The organism is Streptomyces sp. NPDC097617, assembly GCF_044761485.1.
GTDB lineage: Bacteria > Actinomycetota > Actinomycetes > Streptomycetales > Streptomycetaceae > Streptomyces.
In genome coordinates this window covers 95,334-112,470 of sequence record NZ_JBIWCL010000009.1, presented here as the reverse complement: position 1 = coordinate 112,470, position 17,137 = coordinate 95,334, and the positions used below count along the sequence as shown (strand labels likewise).

At 74.2% G+C, this 17,137-nt stretch carries 15 protein-coding genes and 1 pseudogene; 7 read left to right on the top strand and 9 right to left on the bottom strand.

All coding sequences use genetic code 11. From position 1 onward, the window contains the following. Nucleotides 1–22 precede the first annotated feature (22 nt). The gene (locus ACIQZO_RS17310; RefSeq protein ID WP_403626679.1) at nucleotides 23–2,509 is read left to right on the top strand and encodes a hypothetical protein; all 2,487 of its coding nucleotides are present in this window, start codon (nucleotides 23–25) and stop codon (nucleotides 2,507–2,509) included. On the opposite strand, the gene ACIQZO_RS17305 is transcribed toward ACIQZO_RS17310, so the two are convergent. The 5 genes from ACIQZO_RS17305 to ACIQZO_RS17285 all read right to left on the bottom strand — a co-directional run bounded on the left by ACIQZO_RS17305 (nucleotide 2,451) and on the right by ACIQZO_RS17285 (nucleotide 8,708). After that, the gene (locus ACIQZO_RS17305; protein WP_403626677.1) at nucleotides 2,451–4,919 is read right to left on the bottom strand and encodes a right-handed parallel beta-helix repeat-containing protein; all 2,469 of its coding nucleotides are present in this window, start codon (nucleotides 4,917–4,919) and stop codon (nucleotides 2,451–2,453) included. The two genes, ACIQZO_RS17310 and ACIQZO_RS17305, sit on opposite strands and share 59 nt — an antisense overlap. A gap of 137 nt (nucleotides 4,920–5,056) precedes the next feature. Next, nucleotides 5,057–5,698, bottom strand: coding sequence for a hypothetical protein (locus ACIQZO_RS17300; RefSeq protein WP_403626674.1), 642 nt, complete (start codon nucleotides 5,696–5,698; stop codon nucleotides 5,057–5,059). Nucleotides 5,699–5,905: 207 nt separating this feature from the next. Next, complete coding sequence (locus ACIQZO_RS17295; protein ID WP_403626671.1) at nucleotides 5,906–6,730, bottom strand: MOSC domain-containing protein; 825 nt, start codon at nucleotides 6,728–6,730, stop codon at nucleotides 5,906–5,908. A gap of 46 nt (nucleotides 6,731–6,776) precedes the next feature. After that, nucleotides 6,777–7,283 carry a DUF6643 family protein gene (locus ACIQZO_RS17290; protein WP_383196976.1) on the bottom strand — a complete coding sequence of 169 codons (507 nt, stop codon included), beginning with the start codon at nucleotides 7,281–7,283 and terminating at the stop codon, nucleotides 6,777–6,779. A gap of 246 nt (nucleotides 7,284–7,529) precedes the next feature. Beyond that, a complete protein-coding gene (locus tag ACIQZO_RS17285) occupies nucleotides 7,530–8,708 on the bottom strand; it encodes a glycosyltransferase (protein ID WP_403626668.1) in 1,179 nt (392 codons plus the stop codon). 580 nt (nucleotides 8,709–9,288) lie between these two features. Between ACIQZO_RS17285 and ACIQZO_RS17280 the strand changes: the two genes are divergently transcribed. The 4 genes from ACIQZO_RS17280 to ACIQZO_RS17265 all read left to right on the top strand — a co-directional run bounded on the left by ACIQZO_RS17280 (nucleotide 9,289) and on the right by ACIQZO_RS17265 (nucleotide 12,489). Continuing rightward, the gene (locus ACIQZO_RS17280; protein ID WP_403626665.1) at nucleotides 9,289–10,080 is read left to right on the top strand and encodes a glutamate racemase; all 792 of its coding nucleotides are present in this window, start codon (nucleotides 9,289–9,291) and stop codon (nucleotides 10,078–10,080) included. A gap of 257 nt (nucleotides 10,081–10,337) precedes the next feature. Then, nucleotides 10,338–10,634, top strand: a complete 297-nt coding sequence (locus ACIQZO_RS17275; RefSeq protein WP_403626662.1) for a hypothetical protein — start codon at nucleotides 10,338–10,340, stop codon at nucleotides 10,632–10,634. A gap of 350 nt (nucleotides 10,635–10,984) precedes the next feature. Continuing rightward, nucleotides 10,985–11,254, top strand: a complete 270-nt coding sequence (locus ACIQZO_RS17270; protein ID WP_403627047.1) for a hypothetical protein — start codon at nucleotides 10,985–10,987, stop codon at nucleotides 11,252–11,254. 194 nt (nucleotides 11,255–11,448) lie between these two features. Continuing rightward, complete coding sequence (locus ACIQZO_RS17265; RefSeq protein ID WP_403626659.1) at nucleotides 11,449–12,489, top strand: endonuclease/exonuclease/phosphatase family protein; 1,041 nt, start codon at nucleotides 11,449–11,451, stop codon at nucleotides 12,487–12,489. Here ACIQZO_RS17265 and ACIQZO_RS17260 read toward each other — a convergent pair. The 4 genes and pseudogenes from ACIQZO_RS17260 to ACIQZO_RS17245 form a co-directional block, all read right to left on the bottom strand. Beyond that, nucleotides 12,450–12,793, bottom strand: a pseudogene (locus tag ACIQZO_RS17260) (Tn3 family transposase); the annotation flags it as partial. The gene ACIQZO_RS17265 and the pseudogene ACIQZO_RS17260 overlap by 40 nt on opposite strands. A gap of 346 nt (nucleotides 12,794–13,139) precedes the next feature. Next, nucleotides 13,140–13,412: a hypothetical protein gene (locus tag ACIQZO_RS17255; protein WP_403626656.1), complete on the bottom strand. Its 273-nt coding sequence runs from the start codon at nucleotides 13,410–13,412 to the stop codon at nucleotides 13,140–13,142. 305 nt (nucleotides 13,413–13,717) lie between these two features. Continuing rightward, nucleotides 13,718–14,641 carry an ADP-ribosylglycohydrolase family protein gene (locus ACIQZO_RS17250; protein WP_403627024.1) on the bottom strand — a complete coding sequence of 308 codons (924 nt, stop codon included), beginning with the start codon at nucleotides 14,639–14,641 and terminating at the stop codon, nucleotides 13,718–13,720. Further along, entirely contained in the window at nucleotides 14,641–15,231 is a 591-nt protein-coding gene (locus tag ACIQZO_RS17245; protein WP_403626654.1) for a TetR/AcrR family transcriptional regulator, read from the bottom strand. Before ACIQZO_RS17245 ends, ACIQZO_RS17250 begins: the two co-directional genes overlap by 1 nt. Before the next feature lie 129 nt (nucleotides 15,232–15,360). Between ACIQZO_RS17245 and ACIQZO_RS17240 the strand changes: the two genes are divergently transcribed. Then, the gene (locus ACIQZO_RS17240; protein WP_403626651.1) at nucleotides 15,361–16,452 is read left to right on the top strand and encodes an FAD-dependent oxidoreductase; all 1,092 of its coding nucleotides are present in this window, start codon (nucleotides 15,361–15,363) and stop codon (nucleotides 16,450–16,452) included. A gap of 140 nt (nucleotides 16,453–16,592) precedes the next feature. Beyond that, complete coding sequence (locus tag ACIQZO_RS17235) at nucleotides 16,593–17,108, top strand: hypothetical protein (protein WP_403626648.1); 516 nt, start codon at nucleotides 16,593–16,595, stop codon at nucleotides 17,106–17,108. The last annotated feature ends 29 nt before the right edge of the window (nucleotides 17,109–17,137 follow it).

Genomic DNA, 17,137 nt, shown 5'->3' with positions numbered 1-17,137 from the left:
TTCCGACGATCTCTGATGATCCATGGCAATCTCCGACGATCCCCGCGCGGGGCCTGGGCAGTTGCCCCGTCCCGCGGGATGCTGGAGCCGCGCCCGTTCTGCCCCGCGAGCGGAGGCCGCCGTGCCCGACCGCCCCCCGTCCGACACCCCCCTCGCCCTCGAACTCCTGGTCCACGGAGTCGCCGGCGCCGCCCCCGGCGAGCTGCTCGGCGACCCGCGCACCGTCCGCGTCACCGGCGACTCCACCGCCGCCGTCTTCCGCCGCACCGAGGACGCCGACGCCGAGGACCACCCCGAGCGGTACGCCGGACGGCCCGTCCCCGAGGCCTACTGCTGGTCCCGGCTCACCTCCGGCAACGGCGCCCGCGCCCTGTGGCTGCTGCTCCTGCCCTTCATGGTGGCCAACCTCGCGCACTGGGCCCGGCCCGCCACCCGCGCCGCCGACCCCGCGCCGCGCGCCGTGCGCACGTACGGGGTCCTCGTACGGGTCCTCGCCCTCAGCCTGACCGTGCTGCTGATCGCCGCCGCCTGCGAGGTCGCGCTCGACCTCCTCGCCTGGCAGTGCGCGGGCTCCGCCACCTGCGCCGGCTCCCGCTCCCGGCTCGGCTTCCTCGGGCCCGAGGGCGGCTGGTGGGCCCAGCCCGGGCGGCGCCTCGCCCTCGGGGCCCTGGTCCCCGCCGCGTTGACCGGGCTGCTCTGGTACCTGTCGAACCGCACCTGGAGCGCCTACGAGTCCCAGCCGCCACCCGCGGGCGCCGCCGACCCGGACACCGCCTCCGACACCGCGCCCGCGCTCGGGCGCCCCGGATTCTGGTACGGCCGCCGGCTCGTGGCCCGGCTGCGCGCCGCGCACACCGCCGCCGGGCTGCTCACCGTGGCGGTGGCCGTATCCCTGCCGACCGTCCGCCACGACCGCCGGGGCGGCGCCCCCGTCCTCGCCGCCCTCGGCTCGGTCACGCAGGCCCTGCTCGCCGTCGGGGCCGTCACCGTGGCCTGGGTCGTCTGCCGGCGCGGCCGCACCGAGGACCGCCCCGACCACCGGCTCGACCGGGCCGCCGTCACCGTGCTGCCCGGCGCCGCCCTCGCCCTGTTTGCCGCCGTCCTGCTGCACGCCTGCTGGCCGCGCCCGGGCTGGACCGCCACCGGACGGCTCCCCGGGGACCTGGCCTTCGGCGCGCTCATGCTGGGCCAGGGGGTCTGCGTCCTCGCCCTGGCCGTCGTCGCCCGGTACCTCTACCGCAGGGCGCCCGACGCGGCGGCCGCCCTGCACGGCCTCGGCGGGCCCGCCGTCGCCATGCTCGGCTGCGCGCTCGGCGGGGTGATGTCCGGCGGGGTCGCCCAGCGCGTCGCCGACTGGCTGGACGGGGGAGCCACACCGGGAATGCCGGGCGCCCCGCTGCCGGGGCCGCCCGTGCTGCTGTCCTGGCAGGCCGCCGTACTGCCCCCGCTGCTCCTCGTACTGGCGCTGCTCGCGGCCTGGTTCGCGGTGGGCGGAGCCCGGGCGCGGGGCCGGCTCGCCGCCGTCGTGGCCGCCGAATACCCGGGCGAGACACCGGACCTGGCCCGCAGCCGCCGGATCGCCGGGGCACGGACCGCGGCCGCCCTCACCGACTCCGCGCCCTGGTTCGTGGCGGCCGTCTCCGGGATCACCCTGGTGCTCGGCGCGGGTGCGCTGGCCGGGGCCTGGATCGGCGGCGAGGTCCCGGGCGAGGCGGCCCGCGGGACCGTGCTCGAATCCGCCGCCCGGGCCGCCCAGGACGCCGGGTCCTGGCTCATCGGCCTCGGTATCGCCGCCTTCGTCGCCTGGGGCCGGCGCGCCTACCGGGACCCCGCGGCCCGCCGGACCATAGGGATCCTGTGGGACGTCGGCACTTTCTGGCCGCGCGCCGCGCACCCCTTCGCGCCGCCCTGCTACGCCGAGCGGGCCGTGCCCGACCTGACCTGGCGGATGGCCGGCTGGACGGCCCGCACCGGCGGCCGCCTCGTCATCTCCGGCCACTCCCAGGGCAGCGTGCTCGCCGCCGCGGCCGTCTGGCAGCTACCGCCGCCCGCCCGCCGCCGGGTCGCCCTGCTCACCTACGGATCCCCGCTCGGCCGCCTCTACGGCCGTTGGTTCCCCGCCTACTTCGGCCCCGGGCAGCTCGCAGCCCTGCACCACGAGGTCGACTGCTGGCGCAACCTCTGGCGGGCCACCGACCCCATCGGCGGACCGGCGCTGCCCGACGCGGGCCAGGACGTGGACCGCGGCCCGCTGGCCGACCCGATCGCCTACGGACGCAGCGCCCGCCACCCGCTGCCCGCCCCGATCCTGGGCCACTGCGACTACCAGGCCGACCCGGCCTTCGCCGCCGAACGCGACGCCCTGCTCGCCCGGTTGGACCCGGGGGCCGCACGGGCCGACGGGCCCCACCCGGCGGCGGCCGGGGAGGTACCGGGTCAGCGGATCGTGGTCAGCAAGGAGCGGGCAGGGCCGGCAGCGCCGGAAGATCCGCCGGGAACAGCAGGGTGAGCTCGTCCGTACTGGGCGCCGAGAGCTGGGCCACCCGCCCCGCGTGCCGCTCCACCATCGACTCGAAGGTCTGCCGGGCCGTGCGTCCGTTGCCGAAGGCCGGGCCCTTGGGCAGCTCCGTGAAGTACGTCAGCAGCGCCTGCGACGTACCCTCCCCGAGGCGGTACTCGTGCTCCTCGGTCTGCTGCTCCACGATCCGCAGCAGCTCCTCCGGGCCGTAGTCCCCGAAGGTGATCGTCCGGGAGAACCGTGAGGCCACGCCCGGATTCACCGTCAGGAAGCGCTCCATCTCGGCCGTGTATCCGGCGACGATCACGACCACCGCGTCCCGGTGGTCCTCCATCAGCTTCACCAGCGTGTCGATCGCCTCGCGCCCGAAGTCCCGGCCCGAGTCCTCCGGCGCCAGCGCGTACGCCTCGTCGATGAACAGCACCCCGCCGCGGGCCCGGTCGAAGGCCTCCTGCGTACGGATCGCCGTGGAACCGATGTGCTCGCCGACCAGGTCCACCCGGGACACTTCGACCAGGTGCCCTCGCTCCAGCACCCCGAGGGAGGCCAGGATCTCCCCGTACAGCCGGGCCACGGTGGTCTTGCCGGTGCCGGGGGAGCCGGTGAAGACCAGGTGCCGGCGCACCGAGGCTGCCTTCAGGCCCGCCTGCTGCCGCCGGCGGCCCACCTCGATCATGTCGGTGAGCGCCCGCACCTCGCGTTTGACGCTGTCCAGGCCCACCAGCGCGTCGAGCTGGCCCAGCATCTCGCCGGACTCCCGCGCGGCGGCGGCCGGGCCGTCCTCTGCACCGTCCGCGGGCGCCGGGACGGAAGGCGGCGCCGCCTGGGCGGCCCGCACCGGGGCGCTCCGCTCCCCGGTGACCGTACGGATGCCCGGCTGCGCGGCCCCGGTGGGTCCGCCGCCCGCGGCGGCCCGGGCCGCCGCCCGGGTACCGGACTCGTCGCCGGTGCACTCCTGGACGGTCGGCCCGTCCTCCGCGAACTCGTAGCCCCCGCGGGCGCAGCGCTCGGTGTGACAGCGGGTGAGCGTGGTGCGGCAGCCGTCCATGACGTGGAAGCCGAAACCGGAACTTCCCGTGACCCGGCAGGCCGTGAAGGTGCCCCGGCCGCCCGCCGACACATAGAAGCCGGCCTCGGCCGGGGAGGTGACGGTGACCCGCTCCAGGGTGGGATCGGCGCCCTTGGTGACGATGACACCCGTCTGTACGGCGTCGATCGTGCAGCCGGCGAGCGTGCCGCCGCTGCCGTGGTCGCGGAACCAGGCCCCGGTCGCCGCCTCGCGGATCCGGCAGTCGTCGAGCTGGGCGGTGGCCCCGTCGCTCACCGAGACGGCCGTGTTGCGCACTTGGGACAGGTCACTGTCGACCACGTCGACGCGCGAACCGCGGTCCAGCACGAACAGCGCGTCCGGCACGTCGTGCACCCGGCAGGAGTCGAGGGAGACGGTGGCCCCGTCGCTGATCCACACCGCTGGATAATCGCCCGTACTGTCGTGGATCTCGCAGGACTCGGCGTCCACCCGGGTGCCCGGGTCCCACACGGACAGTCCGTTGCGGCCGAACCGGCGTACCGTGGTGCGGCTGAGGGTGAGCACCGAACGGGACCGCAGATCGACCGCGTTCTCCGGGATGTCGTGGATGTCGCAGCCGGCCAGGGTGAGCACCGCGTCGGTGTCGAGCGTGACCCCGTCGGCCGAGGTGCGGTGGACCGAGCAGTCGGTGAGCCGGGCCGTGGCGCGCGCGGCGATCTGCACCCCGGCGCCCTTGACCTCGTAGACCTCGCAGCCCAGCGCCTCCAGACCGGATCCGTCCCCGGTGACCCCGATGCCGGCGCCCGTCGCGTGGTGGATCCGGCAGCGCTCGAGCCGCGGGCGGCCGCCGCCGCGCACCGAGACGCCGTTCTGCCCGGCGGCCACGACCTCGCACTCCTCGAACACCCCGCCGCCGCCGTCCAGGACGGCGATGCCGACGCCGGCCGGATTCTCCACCGTGCAGCGCCGTACCAGCGGCCGGGCCCCGGCGCCGCGCACCTCGATGCCCGCGGCGGAGTGGGTGCTCACGCGCAGGTCGGTGAGCTCGGGGCAGCCGTCCTCCACCAGCAGGGCGGGGGCCGCCCGGTCCTGGCCCTCCAGATACAGGTCCTGGATCACGGCCGAGGCGCGCACGGTCAGTGCGACCCCGTCGAGCGGGGCGATCCGGACCGACCCCGCCCCGCCCTCGGGTCCGCGCAGGGTGACGGCATGGTGCAGTACCAGGTTCTCGCGGTAGGTGCCGGGGGCGATGGACAGCACGTCCCCGTCGCCCGCGGCGGCGAGCGCGGCGGTCAGTGTCGGATACTCACCGGAGCGGCGCCGCCACCGCGTAGACCCGCCGTGCGTCACCTGGACCGTGCCCTGAACCATGGTGCTGTCGTGCCCCCACCCTCGTGCTCGCGCTGCCGATACGACCGAAGCCACTGAAGTCTGATGTCACCGAAGTAACTGGAGAGACCGATCCGGCGGCTCCACCGTAGCGCGCGCGGAGCCGATGGGCCGCCAGGTCAACTGCCCGCACCCGCGCGACCCCAGTCCGGGCCTGCCGCGGCCCAGGCCCGGTCCAGACGTATGTACCGCCGATGCATGAGGCGTCGTACGACCAGCCGCCGGACCGTCTCTCCCAGCGCGGCCACGCAGATTGCCGCGGCCAGGCCCGCCATCCCCGCGTGGAACACCGCCGAGGACGGGTCCAGCGGCTGGCCCACCAGCCGGCCGCGCGCGTCGGTCCACACCCGGAACCGGTCGCCGGGACGCGGCGGTTCCTCCGCGGCCGGCACCGTGCCCTGGTGGTTGCTGCCGTCCGGCGCGGTCCACGCCGCCACGATCTGCGTCCGGTGCGGGGCCGTCCGCTGCGCCGACGGCTCCGGCGCCGCGGCCGAGTCCGCGGCTGCCTCCGACTCCGCGTCCGCCTGCGCGTCGGCGGCCGGCCGGACCACCACCGCCGGTACGAGATGACGCTCCTGCCGCTGCTCCTGCGCGGCCTGCTGCAGCGTGCCGTCCACCTGAAGGCCCGCGACCCAGCCGACGGCCGGAGCCACCACCAGGACACACACCAGCGCGGCGAACGCCACCCACGCCTCGAAAAGATCGGTCGGTCGGCGCAGCGGATTGCGCCGCCAACGCCACACACCCATTGCTGTCCGCACGGTCCGGCTCCCCCAACCTGTGCCAGTCTCCGCCTGTCTGCGCCTTCGTCCTGACTGATCCAACGGCTTGGTCATGCCGGTTGGTTCCAGCCCGGGCGCCGAGCCCCTCGAAGGTGTCAATCCGGTCGGCCGGTCGACGGTCCAAAACTGCCCGCCGCACCCGCCCCGCGTACCCGCTCCGCCCGCCACGAGGCGGTCCCGGTCGCGTCATGCGAGGACGCGGACCTCGTCGCCGACGCGCAGCCTGCCCAGCCGCACCGGCACCAGGAGCCGCCCGAACGCGAGCGACCGGCCGATCCGCCGGTGCCGGGCCAGGGTCTTCAGCGGTTCCTTGCCCCGCTCGGCCGTGCTCTGGTCGGTGGTGGTGACGACACACCGCCCGCACTCCCGCACCCCGCGGAAGACGGCGTCGCCGATCCCGATGCGCAGCCAGTCGTCCTCGGCCCATGCCTCGGCCCCGGAAACCACCACATTGGGGCGGAAACGGTTCATCGGCAACGGACCCTCCTCGGGATGGTCCCCCTGCGCGATCAGGGAGTTGAGCGCGTCCAGCGAGGCGAGCGTGGCGGTCAGCAGGGGATAGCCGTCGGCCAGGCTCACCGTCTCGCCCGGCAGGGCGTAATCCGGATCGACCGGACGGCGTACGGCCGGATCATCCATGTGCACTAGGCGTACCGGCACCCCGAGGTACGCGCTGAACCAGTCGGCCGCGGCGCCCGCCGCGACCACGGTCTCGACCTTCTTCCCGAACAGTACGACCGGCTCCAGCGGACCCGGCTCCGGTACCTCCACGAACAGCTCCGCCATTCCCGGCGCGGTCACAGCGATCCGGCCACCGCCCACCGGACGGGCCGCGGCCAGGGCCATGCGCGGATGGCGGCGTTGGGTCATGACCGTGCCCTCGGGGTCGATCAGCGCCCAGCGTCGGTCCTCGGCCAGACCCCAGGGCTCCACCGCCACCTCGTCGGGAGCGGTCCCCGCGACCGATTTGACGGGATGGATGTGGAGCGCCTGCACGCGCAAGTTCGACATGGGGGCATCCTGCCAGCCCTCCGTCGCCCCGCCTCCTGGAGCCCCGTCAGTAGCCGCGTCCCTGGTAGGGGCGGCCGTACGGGTCCTCGTACGAGGCGGCCGGCACCGGTGCGGGCACCTGCATCGGACGCGGCGCGGCCGGGCGCATGGCCTCGTACCCGGTGGCCATGGCAGCCGGGCGGGGCTGCTGCGGCTGGGGCTGCGGAACGTACCCGCCGCGGGCCGCCATCGGCTGCTGCTGCGGGATGTACGGGGCCGGCGCGTGCTGGAGCGGCATCGGTTGCGGGGCCGACTGCTGCTGGTACGGGTATCCGTACCCCGAGCTCTGCTGCTGGGGCTGGGCCGGGGGCAGCGCGGGCATCGACGAGGCGAGAGCCGGGAGGTATCCGCCGCTCGAGTATCCGGCACTCGGGGACTCGTAGGCGGCCGGGACGCGGATCGGGGCGATCTGCGGGGTGCCGCGTTCGGCGACGAGGGAGTCGTAGATGGGGGTGTCCGGGAAGGAGGGCGCGGAGTAGTAACCGCCGCCATAAGTGGAGCGGGGGGAGGTCATGGGACCTAAGTTAAGCCCACGACTTCACCGGGTCCATAGCGAGGTGTCGTCAACACCGCCCTGACCTGCATATTCGCAGGTCAGGGCCACACCTTTCACTTGACGTTCACGTGCACGATTCGCCACTTCCATCCCACCTTGCTCCTACTCGTACTCACCGGTTGGGTGTTGCACCGACTTAGTGCTGACGCGGTGTCACAACGCGGTGACCTCGGATGACGCTGCCGCGGGCAGCAGTTCGTCGTTTCAGGCGTCGCTGGGACGGGCATAGGTGCGGCCCTTCCAGGACGCTCCGCGACCCCGGTAGTGCTGCACGGCCGAATCGACCGTCATCAGGAGGTACAGCAGCGCCGTGAACGGAAGGAGCGCGGCGAGCGCGGCCGGCTGGCCGTAGTACCGGAGCATCGGCAGGTAGGTGCCCGCCATCAGCAGCCACGCCAGGCCGCCCGGCCAGGCGACGGCCGGGTGTCCGGTCGCGAGACCCGCCAGCAGCGCCGCCGGGGGCACCAGGTAGACGAGCGTCAAACCGGCGACCGTTCCGGCCAGCAGCAGTGGCCGGTGGCGCAGTTGGGCGTAGGCGCTGCGCGCGACCATCTGCCACAGGTCCGCGAGCGCGGGGTACGGGCGCACGCTGTCCACCCGCTCCGCGAGCCCCAGCCAGATCCGGCCGCCGGAGCGCTGCACCGCGCGGGCGAGCGAGACGTCGTCGATGACCGCCTGGCGGATGGAATCGGGGACCCCCGCCCGCACGGCGGCCCCGGTGCGCAGCAGTACGCAGCCGCCGGCGGCCGCCGCGGTCCGGGCGGAGGGCCGGTTGATCCGGCGGAAGGGGTAGAGCTGGGCGAAGAAGTAGACGAAGGCCGGGACGACGAGCCGCTCCCAGAGGCCGGCCACCCGCAGGCGGGCCATCTGGGAGACGAGGTCGAGGTCGGCGGAGGTCGCGGCGGCGACCAATTCGCGCAGACTGTCGGGTTCGTGTGCGATGTCGGCATCGGTGAGCAGGAGGAAATCGGGTTCGGCGGGGTGCGCGGTGCGGGCGATCGCGATGCCGTGCCGGAGCGCCCAGAGCTTGCCCGTCCAGCCGGGTGCGGGGTCTCCGGGGGAGACGACGGTGAGCGGGAGGCCGGGGTGCTCCCCTGCGAGCCGGCGCGCGAGTTCGCCCGTGCCGTCCGTGCTCCCGTCGTCGACGAGGACCACCTCGGCCTCGCCGGGATAGTCCTGGGCGAGCAGCGAAGGCAGGCTCCGCGGCAGCACCTCGGCCTCGTCCCGGGCGGGGACGACGATCGCGACGGAGGGCCAGTGGGCGGGGGCCGTACGGGGCGGGAGGCGGACGTCGGTCCGCCAGAACATGCCCTGGGCGAGGGTGAGCCAGAGCCAGGCGGCAAGGGAGGCATAGGCCGCGCAGGCGGCGGTGAGGAGGCCCATACCGGCAGTGTGCCGGGCCCGGCCGAACGTGTCCCGCATCCGACACCCCCAGGTGCGGCGAGCCTGTGCCCCCCGGCAGGGGTGCGGGACCTCGGGGGCTCGGCGCGACGGCGTCCCGGTGTGAGCGGGGCCATCGTGGGGCCGGGCCGTGGAACTCCCGCACCCCCGGGGGTGCCGCATGCCCCGCGGATCCGTCGCGGGGTGCGGTCGCCCCTGTGGTCCCGAATGCGGCGGGCGGCCTGGGGCCGGGGCGGCCGCCCGGCGGGGCCCGGAGGCGGCGGCGTTTGTTCCGGGCGCGGCGAAGGCGGGGCGTGGTATGCCTCCGGCCTGGAGTTCGGTCCGCTTCGCGGTCCCGGTGCAGGTGGGTCCTGGGCCGGGTCGCACCCGCCTCGTCGGCTGGAGTGCGTTGGTGCCCCGATCCCGGCGCGGCGGCCCGGTGGCGTGCGTACGGTGGCGCTCCGGCCAGGGTGCGGCGGTCTCGGGGTCGTGGCGCGGTCCGGGGTGCGGCACCTCTCGCGGGTCGGGTTCGGGTGTTGTGGAGGAAGGGGCCCGTCGGGGTGGGGTCGACTAAGGTGGGCGGGTGAAGATCGCGCTCATGGACTCCGGAATCGGCCTCCTCGCGGCGGCCGCGGCGGTGCGGCGGCTGCGGCCGGACGCCGACCTGGTCGTGTCCTCCGACCCCGACGGAATGCCCTGGGGTCCGCGGACCCCCGCCGACCTCACCCGGCGGGCGCTCGCCGTCGCCCGGGCCGCCGCCGCGCACCGTCCGGACGCGCTGATCGTCGCCTGCAACACCGCGACCGTGCACGCCCTCGACGCCGTGCGGGCGGAGTTGGAGCCGGTGATCCCGGTCATCGGGACCGTGCCGGCGATCAAGCCCGCCGCGGCCGCCGGCGGCCGGGTGGCGATCTGGGCCACCCCCGCCACCACCGGCAGCACCTACCAGCGCGGGCTGATCCGCGACTTCGCCACCGGGGCCCGGGTCACCGAGGTGCCCTGCCCCGGCCTCGCCGATGCGGTGGAGGCGGCCGACGCCGCCGCCGTGACGGCCGCCGTCGCCGCGGCTGCCGCGCTGACCCCGCGCGATGTCACCGACGTCGTGCTCGGCTGCACGCACTACGAGCTGGTCGAGAGCGCCATCCGGGCCGCCCTCGCCGCGCGCACCCAGGAAGCGGAGCTCGTCTACCACGGTTCGGCCGAGCCCGTCGCGGTGCAGGCGCTGCGCCGCCTCGGCCTGCGGCCCGAGCCCGATCTGCCCCGCACGGGCGGCCTGGCCGTGCTCCGCAGCGGACGCCCGGGGACCCTGCCCGCCGCCGCGCTCGCGTACGCCGAGGGCCGGCTGCTCGCGGGCCAGGGCGCGCCCGTCGGCTGACGGCCCCAGCCCACCCGCCGCCCGACCGCACCCGAACACGACGAGAGCGCCCCCGGCTCACCCACGGCGGGCCGCGACGCGACCGCCCGGTCGGTTCTCGGCATGGCGGAGCGCGGTGTCCGCTCGTCCGTCGTGCGGCTGCCCCGGACGGTGCACGGCCAAGACGACCACCACGGCTTGATTGCCGGCCTGATCGGAATCGACCGCGACAAGGGCGTCGCCGGTTACGTCGGGACGGGTCCAGCCGCTGGCCCGCGGTGCACGTACTGGACGCCGCGCACCTGTTCCGCCTGGCAGTGGAGCGGGCCCCGGCCGGATCGGTGCTGCACGCGGTCGGCGACGAGGGCGTGCCGATTCACGAGATCGCTGAGGTGATCGGCCGCCACCTGAACCTGCCGACGGCTTCCGTCCCGGCCGAGGAATTCGGCTTCCTGGGCGGGATCCTCGCGGTCGACCAGCCGGCGTCCAGCACGCTGACCCGCGAGCTGCTCGGCTGGCGGCCGGTCCGGCCGGGGCTCATCGAGGACCTGGACAAGGGCCACTACTTCGGCTGAGCCGGCACCTCGCCGGTGCCGGCACGGGCATCGGCGAGGCATCAGGACGATCTTCTTCATGAAAGGAACGGCAGTGATCCCGTACGGACCGGACGACCCGCCTGCCACCGGGCGCCGCGTCCAGGGCTTTCGACTCACCCAGCAGGGACGCGAACGGCCTGACGGTGTTGCAGCGCAGCGCAGCGCAGCTCGGTCTCGGGGTGTGGTCGAGATACGCGTCAAACGGCCTTGGTAGTGGTGCGCTCGCGTATTCAACTGTCCTCAGTTCCCCGTGGAGTCCGGCCTGCTGGTGACCGTGCGTGGTCGCCAGTCGCGTATCGGCTCCACGTTCCGCCGGTCTCGTTGAGTGGGTGAGTGGTGGTCTTGTCGTGGTGGCCGAGGGCGTCGGCGACGACGGGAGCGGGCATCTCAAGGAGTTGCTGTCGGATGGCGGCGCCGCAGGCGGCAGCCACTGGGACGCCGATCTCGTCGAGGAGTATGGGCAGGTGGTCGGGGCGGGAGGGCCGGCCCGCCCGGCGGCCTGGGTGGATCCAGGGGGATGCCTGGTTGGCGGTGCTCATGTTGTCGCGGTCGGCGATGTAGTCCAGCAGCAGGGAAGCGGCCGGCTCGGGGACTGGTGAGGACGGTTCCCCGAGCCGGAGAAGTACTGCGGGGGTGTCGGGCGCGCGTACACGCCCCCAAATGGGTCTGACCGCTGATGAACGGGTGATCTTGAGTGAACGGGTGGTCTTGACTCGTGTCGCTGATGGACTGTCCGTTGTGGGCTGATATTTGGGAGGTTAGTCAGACATCGGCTCGGAATCAGGAGAAGCTCATGGCACGAAGACTCACGGCGCTGCTCGTTGCCGCCGGACTACTCGCCGCCCCGCTGGGCCTGGCTTCTCCCGCTGAGGCCGGTAACCCGGACAGGCACCTCGACGTGGCGACGTACAACGTCTACCAAGGCACCGACCTCACTCCTCTGCTCGCGGCACCCAACCTGCCGGAGCTCGTCCGCCGAGCCGGAATCGCCTACGGCCAGGTGGTCGCCACCGACTTTCCGCTCCGTGCCCGGGCGATTTCCCGTCTGATCAAGAAGGAGCGGCCCGAGGTCATCGGCCTGCAGGAGGTTGCCCTGTGGAAGACGGGCCCGCTGGGCGGCGGGCTCACCACCACCTACGACTTCCTGGACCTCACGCTCAGCGCGCTGCGCGACGCGGGCCTCAGCTATCGGGCGATCGCCGTCGACACCACGTTCAGCGGTGTGCTGCCGATCAGCGGCACCACGCAGGCGAGTTTCACGGATCGGGACGTGATCCTGGTACGCGACGGGGTCCAGGTGACGAACCCCCAGTCGCACCTCTACACGGCGAAGCTCGTCGTCCCGACACCGTCCGGCATCACCTTCACCATCCCGCGCGGCTGGTCCGCGGTGGACGTGAAGCTCGCGGGCAAGTCGGTACGGGTGGCGAATACGCACCTGGAGCCCGCGGTGCCCCCCATTCGCAACGCCCAGGGGCAGGAACTGAAGGCCGCACTGGCGCAGTCGCCGTACCCCGTGACCGTGGTCGGCGACTTCAACTCCCTGCCGACGGACGCGACCGGCCCGTACGGTGCGTTCACGGGCGGCGGTTATGTGGACGCCTGGCACAGGGTCCACCCCACAAGGGACGGTTTCACCGCAGCCCAGGACGCCGACCTCACCAATGCGCCGTCCAAGCTGGATCACCGCATCGATTACGTCTTCTACCAGCCTGGCCGGCTGTCGGCGGCAACCGCCCACGTGATCGGGGGCAGACTGCGCGACCGCACACCAACAGGACTGTGGCCGTCCGATCACGCCGGCCTGGCGGTGCGCCTGGGAGTGTCCAGATAAACGTTGAGGTTCTTGTGCTTGAGCGGGGACAGCCGGGCCACGCCCTCGCCACGGATCTCATGACCCTCCGCGCGAAGCTGGACGACGACGGCGGCGTCGATGTAGCGGGTCGTCCAGAGCACCACGGCGCCTTCTTGCCGTGGCAGATGTCGCGGGCGAGCTTGTGCCGGGACTCCTGGACGGTGAGCTGCTTGTGCACCTGCCGCCGATAGGTGTCGTCCACGGGGTCTACCACCGCCAGGAGGTGGAGGGTCTTGGCAGTCCGCCCGTACGCGGCGAACGCCTGTCCCAGCGGGGTGGGGGCCCTCGCGGCCGAACATCCGCAGCATGTCCCCCTCTCGGCGGCCGTCTCGGCGCTTGCCACGAGGAGCGCGTGCGCGCACTTCGTGCACTCATGGATGACCCCCGGGCATTTTTCGACCTGGTGGCCGGTGCACTCGGGGCTGACGTGGCGCAGGTATTCCTCGCGTACGGCCTCGCGGTCCGCTGGCAATGGAGTCGCCCTTGCCGGTGCCCCCACCGTCGGGGGTCCGGGTCGCGGCTCCCTTGATGGCGCGGCTGGACAGGAGTCGGTGCCCCCAAGCTGGACGCTGCCCGCACCCCTGGACCGTGCAGCCATCCCGTCGGCGTACTGGCGGGGGTGGTGCGGGTCAGCGCCGAGGCTTGGCCGTGACGATACGGATCCACTGCCCGAGGGCGTCAGCCCCGGCGGCTTCCCGCGTGGGATGCCGGTGCGGGTTGGAGGAGGGCGTCAGCCGGGTGGCCCAGCCCTGCCAACCCTTGCGTCGGCCGGCCTGGTACGTGGGCTCGACGTGCCCGAGATTACTGCCGTCAGCGGCCACCACGTCCCGGCTGCTGGTCTCGCGGTCCGTGCTGACCAGCGTGGCTCCCGCGGCTACAGCGTTGGCCTGCTTCGCTGACATGCGGCGTGGCCGCCGCACAGCCACCTGTGAGAGCGCGCGGGGCTCTGCAGGACGGTTACGTGACGAGCCTGCGACGGGTGCGGCGTCCGGCGCAACCGTGGGGTCGGCAGTTCGGCAGGCTCGGCCGGTTCGATACGCTCCGCCGCCCTCTCCCGGAGGTGGCGATTCGGTACGTGATGTTGAGGCCGGTGCGACCAGGTCCTTCAGTCGCTTCACCTCAGCGGCCTGCCGACGCCTGTGGGCCTTCTGTCGTGCATCGATCTCGCCGATGCGGCGCTGTTCCGTCCCGCACCGGGGGAATGCTTTCAGCGCGAGCCGGCCGCCGCGAGCTGCTGAGCCAGCGCGGCCAGGTCGTCCGCGTCCAGAACCCGGTCCCCGAAGCCCGGCAGCGGCACGTGGAGCGGCGCCGTCCAGTGCTCCGGGACCGCCTGCCGGCCGTACCGGGCCCCGGCCAGGGTCCCGGTCACCGCCGCCACGGTGTCGGTGTCCCCGCCGAGGTCCACGGCGGCCCGTACCGCCTGCGCGAAGGTGCCGGTGGTTCGCAGCGCCCACACGGCCGAGCCCAGGCAGGGCCATACCGCCCCGTTGAACTCGGTGGCCAGCTCCGGATGCCAGTCGGGGGCCAGCACGCGTCCGTACCGCTCGCGGTGGTCCGGGTGCACCGCGGCGAGCGTTGCGGGGAGGGCGGCCAGCGGATCGGCCCCCTCCAGGGCGGTACGGACGAGCTCGTGCAGGATCGCGGTCCCCTCCCAGGCCGCCCGGTCGCCGTGTGTGAGCGCCGCGATCCGCCGGGCCGCGTCCATGGTCCCCCGCTGTCCTGCGGGAGCGAAGTAGACCGCCGAGGTGGCGGCGCGCATCAGGGAACCGTTGCCCGCGGCCCGCGCGTTGACCTGGAAGTGCAGGGCCGCGGCGAGGTCCCAGGGCTCACCGTTGGTCAGCACGTCCTCGGTCTGCAGCCCGATGTCCTTGGGCTGCCCCGCCGCCCAGCGCTGGAACCGGCCGAAGAGGTCGGGGAGTTCGAGGCCGCCGCACTCCAGCAGGGAATCGGCGACCAGGACGGCCATCTGCGTGTCGTCCGTCGCCTCGCCGGGGTCCCAGCCGCCGCCCGCGGCCATCTCCGCGCCGCGCGCGGTCAGTTCCCCCGCGGCGCCGAACTCGTACGGCGCGCCCAGCGCGTCGCCCGCCGCCGAGCCGACGACGGCCCCCACGGCCCGGTCCAGTGCGCTGATCACCGGGTGGCCCCCTCGCACACGGCGGCCAGCAGGTCGCGCGCGAATCGGTCCGGATCGTCCAGGCCGGCCGCCGCCAGGGTGGCCGGTGCGCCGGTCAGCAGGTGGGGGACGGCGCCGTGCAGGGCGAGGGTCAGGGCGCGGGCCCGTTCCGGATCGGCCGGCAGTCCGGCCCCGCGCAGCAGGTGCGTGTACGCAGCGAAGTCGCAGGCCGCGACCGGGTCGAGCAGTGCGGCCAGCCAGGGCCGCCGCGCCGCCTCGGCCTGGAGCTCCAGATAGGCCAGTACGCGGGGGCGCCCGGGTCCGGCCACATCGCGCAGCAGCCCGGCGAGCAGGGCCGCGAGCTGGCCGGCGTCGGAGGGCCCCGGTCCCGCCCCCGCGAGGGCTGCGGCCAGCGCCCGGTACTGCTCCGCGCAGCGTTCGGCGGCGCCCCGCAGCAGGGCGTCGCGGGTCGGGAAGTAGTTCTTGGCGGTGCCCGTCGGCACGACGGCGGCCGCGTCGACGGCCCGGTGCGTCAGCCCGCGCCCGCCCGCTTCCGCCAGTACGGCGATGGCCGCGTCCCGCAGGCGGTCCCTCCGGTCCTGGTTCACCTCGCCAGCATAACTACACCCGTGGTACCACGGATGTAGTACCACGGCTGTGGTGATTGCTCGAGCCGGGCCGACGGAGCCGGGCCGGAGCGGGCCGGGGCGTTGCGACGCGGACGAAAGGTGAAGGTGATGAGCGACACCGGAACAGGGCAGGGCCGCGCTACAGGTACGGCCGTGGTCGTCGGTGCGGGAGTCGGCGGACTCGCCACCGCCGTCGGGCTGCGCCGCGCGGGTTGGGAGGTGACCGTCCTCGAACGGCGGACCGCGCCCGAACGCTACGGAACCGCCTTCGGCATCCACCCCACCGCTCAGTCCGCGCTCGACCGCCTCGGCCTCGGCGATGCGCTCCGGGCGTCGGCGGTCCCTTACCGCGGAGCCCGGATCCGCCGCCCCGACGGCAGGGTCCTGACCGCTCTCCCGCTCGAACGGATCGAGCGCCGGGCGGGCCGACCGGAACTGCTCGTCTCCCGGCCCCACCTGATCGACGCGCTGCTCGCCGGGCTCGACCGGCTCGGCGGCGTGCGGATCGCGTACGGGGAGCGCCTCGCCGACCCGGCCGGGGCCGCCGCCGACCCGGCCGCGCTCGCCGCCGACCTGGTCGTCGGCGCCGACGGCATCAACAGCGTCGTCCGCGGCGCGCACTTCGGCGGCGCGAGCCGCCCCCGCCCGATCGGCGCGGCGGCCTGGATCGGTACCGCCGGATTCGAGACCGGTCTCTACGGCGAGACCTGGGGCGCCGGCCGCTTCTTCGGCATGACCCCGGTCGAGGCCGGCCGCACCAACTGGTACGCCACCGTCCCCGGGGCCACCACCGCCCAGCAGGTGCGGGAAGCCTTCGCCGACTGGCACGACCCCATTCCGCGCGTGCTGGACGAGAGCGACCCCGCGACCTGGATCAGGTACGAGATGCGCCACCTGTACCCCGCTCTCCCCACCTTTGTCGCGGACGGCCGGATCGCGCTCGTCGGCGACGCCGCCCACGCCATGACGCCCCACCTCGGCCAGGGCGCCTGCACGGCCCTCCGCGACGCCGAGGCCCTGACCCGCGCCGTCGCCGCGGCCGGACCGGCCGGGCTGCCCGGCGCCCTGCGCGCGTACGACACCGAGCGCCGCCGCAGCGCCCAGCGCGTCGCCTTCGGCTCCCGGAACCTGCACCGCTTCATGACCGGCCGCCGTCCGGCCCTGCGCGACGCGCTCGTCCGCCTTCTGCCGAAGAGCTAGAGGGACCGGAGGACTGAAAAGAACAAGAGCCGGAGGAAGAGCCGGCCGACGGGCTGGTGACCGAGGTCCCGCGGGGCCGCGCCGGGCCGCCCGGGCGCGAGACAGTGGCGGGCAAGCGGAACGTGAGTACGCTGCTACTCATGACGGGTCACCCTCCGGGTCCGCTCTGGGCGGGCCGCGCCACCAACCGTGCGCAGTGGCTGCTCGCAGCCGTCGGTGCGGCCTGTCTGGCGCTCGGCATCGAACTGGCCGTCGACTACGCCTGGACCGCCGGCATCGTCCCCCTCCTCATGTCCGTGATCGGCTGCCTCGCCGTCGGGCTGCTCATCCTCTACGGCACCCTGGCCTTCGTGCACGTCGCCGTCACCGTCGACTCCGAGGCCCTGGAAGTGCGCTGCGGCCACATAGGGCTGCCCCGCCGCCGGATCCGGCTCACCGATGTCACCTCCGCCGAGTTCGTCCCCACCATCACCCCGCAGCAATGGGGAGGCTGGGGCCACCGCTGGCGCCCCGAGAAGGGCACCGCGATCATCGTCCGGCGCGGTGAGGGCGTGGCCCTCACCCTGGGCGACGGCAAGCGGTTCACCGTCACCGTCGACGACGCCGAGAACGCCGTCCGAGTCATCCGCACCCACCTGCGCACCCTCGCCCGCTAGGGGGTTGTCCCGTCGGGCGGGGCCGGGCG

What these genes read in the sequence shown, in the direction of transcription:
- ACIQZO_RS17305 (WP_403626677.1), bottom strand. Translation starts at nt 4,919, where the DNA reads ATGGTTCAGGGCACGGTCCAGGTGACGCACGGCGGGTCTACGCGGTGG.
- ACIQZO_RS17285 (WP_403626668.1), bottom strand. Translation starts at nt 8,708, where the DNA reads ATGGGCCTCCTCACCGCCGCCTGCGCGGCCTATGCCTCCCTTGCCGCC.
- ACIQZO_RS17265 (WP_403626659.1), top strand. Translation starts at nt 11,449, where the DNA reads ATGGCACGAAGACTCACGGCGCTGCTCGTTGCCGCCGGACTACTCGCC.
- ACIQZO_RS17235 (WP_403626648.1), top strand. Translation starts at nt 16,593, where the DNA reads ATGACGGGTCACCCTCCGGGTCCGCTCTGGGCGGGCCGCGCCACCAAC.
- ACIQZO_RS17290 (WP_383196976.1), bottom strand. Translation starts at nt 7,283, where the DNA reads ATGACCTCCCCCCGCTCCACTTATGGCGGCGGTTACTACTCCGCGCCC.
- ACIQZO_RS17295 (WP_403626671.1), bottom strand. Translation starts at nt 6,730, where the DNA reads ATGTCGAACTTGCGCGTGCAGGCGCTCCACATCCATCCCGTCAAATCG.
- ACIQZO_RS17310 (WP_403626679.1), top strand. Translation starts at nt 23, where the DNA reads ATGGCAATCTCCGACGATCCCCGCGCGGGGCCTGGGCAGTTGCCCCGT.
- ACIQZO_RS17255 (WP_403626656.1), bottom strand. Translation starts at nt 13,412, where the DNA reads ATGTCAGCGAAGCAGGCCAACGCTGTAGCCGCGGGAGCCACGCTGGTC.
- ACIQZO_RS17240 (WP_403626651.1), top strand. Translation starts at nt 15,361, where the DNA reads ATGAGCGACACCGGAACAGGGCAGGGCCGCGCTACAGGTACGGCCGTG.